The organism is Paraburkholderia guartelaensis, from assembly GCF_004353905.1.
Taxonomy (GTDB): domain Bacteria; phylum Pseudomonadota; class Gammaproteobacteria; order Burkholderiales; family Burkholderiaceae; genus Paraburkholderia; species Paraburkholderia guartelaensis.
This window is the reverse complement of sequence record NZ_SMOD01000032.1, coordinates 83,047-89,346: the sequence shown is the minus strand read 5'-3', so window position 1 is coordinate 89,346 and position 6,300 is coordinate 83,047. Positions and strand designations below refer to the sequence as shown.

The 6,300-nt window shown below is 68.3% G+C and carries 6 protein-coding genes; 4 read left to right on the top strand and 2 right to left on the bottom strand.

Annotated elements, in window-relative coordinates; all coding sequences use genetic code 11:
• Nucleotides 1–440: 440 nt before the first annotated feature.
• Nucleotides 441–659: a hypothetical protein gene (locus E1N52_RS31740; protein WP_133187322.1), complete on the top strand. Its 219-nt coding sequence runs from the start codon at nt 441–443 to the stop codon at nt 657–659.
• A 13-nt stretch (nt 660–672) separates the two neighbouring features.
• Here the strand turns inward: E1N52_RS31740 and E1N52_RS31735 are convergent, their stop codons facing one another.
• The gene (locus tag E1N52_RS31735; protein ID WP_133187320.1) at nt 673–1,473 is read right to left on the bottom strand and encodes an AraC family transcriptional regulator; all 801 of its coding nucleotides are present in this window, start codon (nt 1,471–1,473) and stop codon (nt 673–675) included.
• A gap of 169 nt (nt 1,474–1,642) precedes the next feature.
• Here E1N52_RS31735 and E1N52_RS31730 point away from each other — a divergent pair, with 169 nt between their 5' ends.
• From E1N52_RS31730 to E1N52_RS31720, 3 genes are all read left to right on the top strand, one after another.
• Nucleotides 1,643–2,866: an AAA family ATPase gene (locus E1N52_RS31730; protein ID WP_133187318.1), complete on the top strand. Its 1,224-nt coding sequence runs from the start codon at nt 1,643–1,645 to the stop codon at nt 2,864–2,866.
• A gap of 14 nt (nt 2,867–2,880) precedes the next feature.
• Entirely contained in the window at nt 2,881–4,659 is a 1,779-nt protein-coding gene (locus tag E1N52_RS31725; protein ID WP_246089303.1) for a cobaltochelatase CobT-related protein, read from the top strand.
• A 117-nt stretch (nt 4,660–4,776) separates the two neighbouring features.
• Nucleotides 4,777–5,907, top strand: coding sequence for a J domain-containing protein (locus E1N52_RS31720; RefSeq protein WP_133187314.1), 1,131 nt, complete (start codon nt 4,777–4,779; stop codon nt 5,905–5,907).
• Between the two features lie 13 nt (nt 5,908–5,920).
• On the opposite strand, the gene E1N52_RS31715 is transcribed toward E1N52_RS31720, so the two are convergent.
• Nucleotides 5,921–6,262 (bottom strand): DHCW motif cupin fold protein, encoded by a 342-nt coding sequence (locus E1N52_RS31715; protein ID WP_133187312.1) that lies wholly within the window; start codon nt 6,260–6,262, stop codon nt 5,921–5,923.
• Between the last annotated feature and the right edge of the window lie 38 nt (nt 6,263–6,300).

The window sequence follows — 6,300 nt, the reverse complement described above, 5'->3', positions numbered from 1 at the left end:
CAACTCGACAGTCAGCGGCAGCAATTCGCGGCGGCTGGGGCGCGGGTTGCGTCTGAGGGACGTCGCTCATGCCTGCCTCCAGGAGGTCGGAACACCGCGCGAGGCGGTGCGGAGAAACCATGTCGGCGCACTCAACGGCTTGGCCGCCGCGAATTGCTGCCGCTGACTGTCGAGTTGCTGCATACGCATTCTCATGATTGTTATGCCGTCGAAGCCGTGCCTCGCCCGTGCAGCGAAGGCTAAGACTCGCAGTCTAACCAACTCGTGCGCCAATTTCGAAACGTTAGTTATTTGTAAGGTTTTCGGGCGTTTACAGCGCGCCGGGCGGTTCAACGATGAACATTGGCCGCGGTGTGCTATGCATCCCAGAAATGCTTGTTTGCGTGCGCGCCTCTGACTGTCTAGATTGGAAGAGGTCAACGCCTTGCAAGGAGTCCGCGATGTCGAAGCTGTCGATGCTGTCCGTGCCGGCGTGGTTCACGCGGCGCGGACGGGCGGGCGGGCCGCCCACGCCGCACGCCGATGAGCCCGAACCGCGCGATGCGTCGCGCGAAACCGAGCATCTCGAACGAATCGCCACCTATGCACGGGCCGGTTACTTCAATATGGGCTATACGCCCGACATGTTCCCGCTAGTGGGCGATCTGCCGCCGCACTGAGCCGCGCCAGGCGTCACTGCTCCGCGCTTTCCTCTGCGAAACCCAGTGTGCCGGTGGGCCGGAACTCGCTGGGCGGCACGCCCAGCTCGCGGCGGAACATGTCGCTGAAGCTGCTGGGCAGATAGCCCAGCATCCGCGCCACGGCACTCACAGGCTCGCCTTCCGCGAGGCGCGACACCGCGACTGCGAGCTGCACCTGGCGGCGCCACTCCGCAAACCCCATGCCAAGCTCGCGCGTGAAGAGCCGCGAGAGGGTGCGTACGCTCGCGCCCACCCAAGCCGCGTGCTGTTCGAAGCCGATATCGGCCGACGGGTTGTCAATCACTGCGCGGCACAGCGTGGCGAGGCGGCGGTCGGACGAGTCGGGCAGCGGAATGCGCAGCGTGGAGCGCGGTGCGTGGGCGAGTTCGATCGACGCGAGGCGGTAGGCGGCGTCGAGCCAGGCGTCGTCTTCGCGCGCGCGTTCCGCGAGGCTCGTAATGAGTTCGCGCAGCAGGCCGTTGACCTCGAACACTTCGCACCGCTCGCTCAGGTGCCGGCTGTCGCGCTCGTGCAGATAGAGATTGCGCATCTCGACGGCGCTCAGCATGTGGATGGCGTGCTGCGTGCCGGGAGGCAGCCACACGGCGCGCTGCGGCGGCACGACGAGTGCTTCGCGCTCCACCTCGACCCACATCACGCCGGAGACGGCGTAGAGCACTTGCGCCCACGTATGCGTGTGCGGCTCGATCTGGAGGCCGCGCGGGTAGTGGCGTGCGAGCGAACGGCCGCGCCCTGGCTCGTCGTCGAGTTCGGGCGGCGCGGCTTGGGGCATGGGGATCTCCGGGTGGCAGGTGAGGCGTGCGCGCCTCGTACGGCGATCGTCACGCTAGCATGGTTGAGGGTGCGCCGGAAGCATGGCCGGGGCACTGCCGCATTGCCGCACTGCGGTGCGCATCGGTAATATGTGACGATTGACCGAACGCGCCCTGCATTTCCCGTCCATGAACGCAACCGATCCCGCACTGCAAGACGAAGCCCCGCTCGGCCTCTACACCCGCGGCGACGGCCGCGCGCGCGAATGGTGGCGCGTCTCGTCTTCCGAACGCGCGCATATGTACCGCATCGAGCATGGGCAGGGCGAGAGCGGTGAAGTCGACGTCGACACCGAGATCGACCTCGACAATCTCGAAGCGAAGCTGCTCAAGTGGCGTCGCGAGGGCTTCGTTTCCGAAGCGCAGCGCGCCGATGAAGCGCGAGCTTCACTGGCGGGCAGCACATTTTCCGCGGCCTTGCGGCGGGCCGTCGAAGCGGCGCGCGAGGCCAATTCGGCTCAGGTCAGGCCGCACGCCAGCACGCCCACCGTACGGATCGGCAGTGTCGATCTGCCGCGCGGCGAGCCGAACGCGCTGGTGCCGCGCGTGAACGCGGCCTACCTATTCACCGAACGTGGCGACGACATCGTTCAGGACATCGTAGAAAATCGCCGCGTCATGCTGATCGGCCATACGGGTTCGGGCAAGACGAGCTTCATCGAGCAGGTAGCGGCGCGCGCCGACTATGGCGTGCTGCGCGCGAACATGAACGGTCAGACCACCATCGGCGACTTCGTCGGCTTCTGGACCGTGAAGGGCGGCGAGACGATCTGGGTGGACGGCGTGCTGCCCGTGGCGATGCGCGAGGGCTACTGGCTCATCATCGATGAACTCGACTTTGCCGAGCCGTCCATTCTGGCGGTGCTCACCGCCGTGCTGGAACCGAACGGCCGCCTGCTGCTCAAGGAGCGCGGCAACGAAATCGTCGAGCCGCACCCGTCGTTCCGTCTCTTCGCCACCGCGAACGCCGCAGGCGCGATGAGCGCGTACCGCCATCTGTACCAGGGCGCGAATCTGCTCAATGAGGCCTTTCTCGACCGCTGGCGCGTCTACCTGTTCGACTATCTTTCACTTGAAGAGGAAACCGAAGTATTGCTGCGCACGCTGCCGGTGCTCACGCGGCCGCTCGCGCACACACTCGCCGCCATTGCCGCCGACTGCCGCGCCGCGTTCGCCCGCGAGGACCTCGCGAGCGCGTTCTCCACGCGGCGCCTGATCGACTGGGCCGAACTCATGCTGCGCACCGGCGATGTCGAACGCGCGGCGGGGCCGGCGATCTACGCGAAGGTGAGCGCGGACGATGCGGCGCTCATCCGCAGCGTCATCCGGCATCACGTGATCTTCGACGCGTGAGTGCGGAGGCGCCCGTGTCCAGCTTGCAGGACGAAACACAAAGCTTGACGGCGAGCGCCGATCCCGCGGGCGCGCTCGGCCGCCTCGCACGGGTGCTGACCGGCGACTCGCGCGTGAGCGTGTCGTTCGGCGCGGGCGAGCCGCGCATTGAAGGCGAACGTTTCGTGCTGCCCGCGCGCCTCGCAACTGATGGCGCAAATGAAGCCGCACTGCTCGGCGCGCTCGATTTGCTGGCGGCGCGCCATCGCTACAGCGAAGCGGCGCGTCTCGACACGCCGCAAGCCGGCGTGACGGGGCGCATTGCGCAGGCGATCGAGGACCGTCGCGTGCTCGCGCAGCTCGCGCGGGCATTCCCTGGCGCGCAACGCTACGCGCAAAGCTGGCGTATGCAGCGCCGTGAGGCAGTCGCGCGGCGCTGGTCGAAACTGGCGTGGCGCGAGCGCCTTGCATGGGCGATCGAGCGTACGCTGTGGGACGAAGCGCCGGGCGTGCTGGAGCGCGATGCCGCGGCGCTTGCCGCCGCGCTGCGTGCGATCGACGCTCCGCTCGGCGCGGCCCGCGCGAGCCAGTCGACGCGCGCCAGCCTGAGTGCGGCCGCGGCGATCGTGGCGGGCGTGCGCGCGCTCGCGTCGCGCGGCGCGAACAACATGATGCAGACGGCGGGCCCGCCCGAAGGGCTCGACGACGAATCGGCGCGGCTCGCTCAGGCGATAGACGACTTCGGCAAGGACGACGAGGTCGAGCCGCCGGGCAGCGCCGCCCAGCCGGATGATGTCCGCGAAGGCGGCGACGGCGCTTCGGCACGTGCGAGCGCCGAATCCGATTCCGCCGCCGGCGCAGCGCTTTCCGAAGCGGATGCGCCGCACGCCGCCGCCACGAATCGCAGCGCTGCGCCAACGCGGCCACGTTTGTCGATCCCGCTGACCACGGCCTACGACGCCGTCACCGATCTCACGGGCCGCGGCGACGCCACCGGCTGGCGCAAGCTGCGCGCACTGGCGCGCGCGGAGACGGGCGCGCTCAAGGCCCAGCTCGAGCGCGTGCTCAAGGCCGACGAACTCACGCACTGGAAGCGCGAGCAGGAGCGCGGCGAGATCGACCGCGCGGCGCTCGCGCGTCTCGCCGCCTCACGCGGCTACCGCACGCCGTTTCGCGTGGCGCGTCATGCGAGCGGGCGCGACACGGTCGTCACGCTGCTGCTCGACCTGAGCGGCTCGATGGCGGGCCGCAAGATCGAGCTGGCGCGCCTGTGCGCGGCCGCGCTCGCCGACGCGCTCACGCAGCTCGCCTTCGATTCGGAAGTGCTCGGCTACAGTTCGATCGAAACGCCGGAAATGCGCGCGCTCTATGAACGCGAGCGCGCGGCCGGCGCGGATCTACGGGCCTATAACCGCTTCGTCGAGCGGCTGGACCTGCGCGTGTTCAAGCGCTTCGACTCACGCGACCTGAGCGGGCTCGCGGCCATCGAGTGCGGCCACGAGAACCCCGACGGCGAAGCGCTCGCCTGGGCGGCGGCGCGACTCGCTCAGCGCAAGGCGCGCCGGCGGCTGCTTTTCGTCCTCTCGGACGGCTATCCTTCGACGAGCGACGGCGACCCGGCTGTATTGCGCAGCGACCTGCTCGCGCGCGCGCAGGCGGTCAACGAGCAGGGCATCGAGCTGGTCGGCATCGGCATCCTGGACGACGCCGTTGAGGCGTTCTATCCGAATGCCGTGGTCGTACGCAAGCTGCACGAGCTGCCGGCCACCGCGTTCGCGACGCTGAGCCGGCTGCTCACGGGCCGGCCGCACTGAAACCGTGCGGGCAACGGCAGCGGCGCTTTCCTTGCCGGACTGGGCGCATTGCGCTAACTTGAGCGGGCAGGCGTTGCGCCGTCTGCCAATCCATCCACTGACGAATAGATACAGGTCATGCCAGGCCGCGATTACCGACCCGTGGATTACGACCGCCTCTACTACCGGCTCGATCTGGAGCCGGGGGCGAGCGAGGCGGACATCAAGCATCACTATCGCCATCTCGCGCAGATCCTGCATCCCGACAAATGGCGGCACCCCACCGCCGCCTCGATGCGCTGGGCTGACGACCAGTTCAAGCGCGTCAAGGAGGCGCGCGAGCTACTCGAAGCGTACTGGTCCGTGCATCATGCGCCGCCGGTGAGCCGCTCCGCGCTGAGCGTCGCGCAGGCCGAGGAGCTGCACGCGCAGATGCAGGCGCTGCTGGCGCAGCGCGAACGCGTGCGCGCCGAACTGGACGGGCTGCGCGACGAGCGCACGCGTACCCTCGACGAGATCCAGCGCATGCGGACCGAACGCGACTCGCTGCATGGCGAACTCGCGGGGTTGCGCGACGAAGCGGATGCCGCGCAGGAAGACGAGCCGCAGGCCGCAACCGAACCCCAATCCGTTGACACGCGGGCGCGTTCAGGCGGCGTGCGCGATTTCCTGTTTGCGAAATTCGATGACCCGTCGCGGGGCTGGCTGTTGACGCTTTCGGCGAGCGTGTTCGTGTGCGTCGTGATCTTCGTTGCCGCGCATTGGATCGCGGGCTTGCTGTTCGCGCCCATTGCGCGCTTCGAGGTCGGCCGCTGGCTCATGCATATCCTGCAATGGGTGCTCGTGGCGGGCGGCGTGGTGCTCACGTTCGGCTGGGGCTGGTCGCAGCGCACGCTGTTTCGCGCCGGGCGTGCAGGGCGCGAGCACCCCGTGGCCTTGCCCGCCGATGAAACGCTCCGCCGCGTGAGCGCGGCGTTGCGTCACGAGGCGCACTACGGTGCGGAGTGGAGCGTCGAATCGTACGATGCCGCGCCCGACGAGACGCAGTTCGCGCTGCGTGCGGTCATGCGCTTCTCGCCTGGCTCGCAAACCGCCACGCGACGCCACATGGTGGCGTTCCGCTGCCGGGCGCACACGACCGGCGCTGCGCAGACGGCGCTCGCGTACGACTTTTCCGTGGCGGCGCCCACGTGGTGGCTCGTTCCCGCCGCGCGCGTGGTGCGCGACCTGCGCAAGCGGCTCGACGCCGATCTCGGCGCGCCGCGCTGAAGCGGCATCGCTTTCAATCGACGACGAAGAGCTTCGCACCCGTGCGTGTGTACGACTGGTGCGCCTCGGCGTTGTCGCCCACCTGATAGCTCATGCCGGGCGTGAGGACGAACTTGCGCCCGTCGTCGAGCGTGGTCTCCAGTTCGCCTTCGAGGCAGAACAGAATGTGCCCCTTCTTGCACCAGTGATCCGCGAGGTAACCCGGCGAATACTCGACCATGCGCACGCGGATCGGGTTGGCCTCGTCGCCGAAAAAGCGCGTGCGCCAGGTAGCCATGCCCGTTTCCCCTTTGTGTTGCGTGGGCTCGACGCTGGACCAGTCGGTGGTGCCGAAGCGAAATGCGTCCATCTTCATGTGGTTTTCTCCTTGTGCGTTTCGTTAGATTGTAGCGG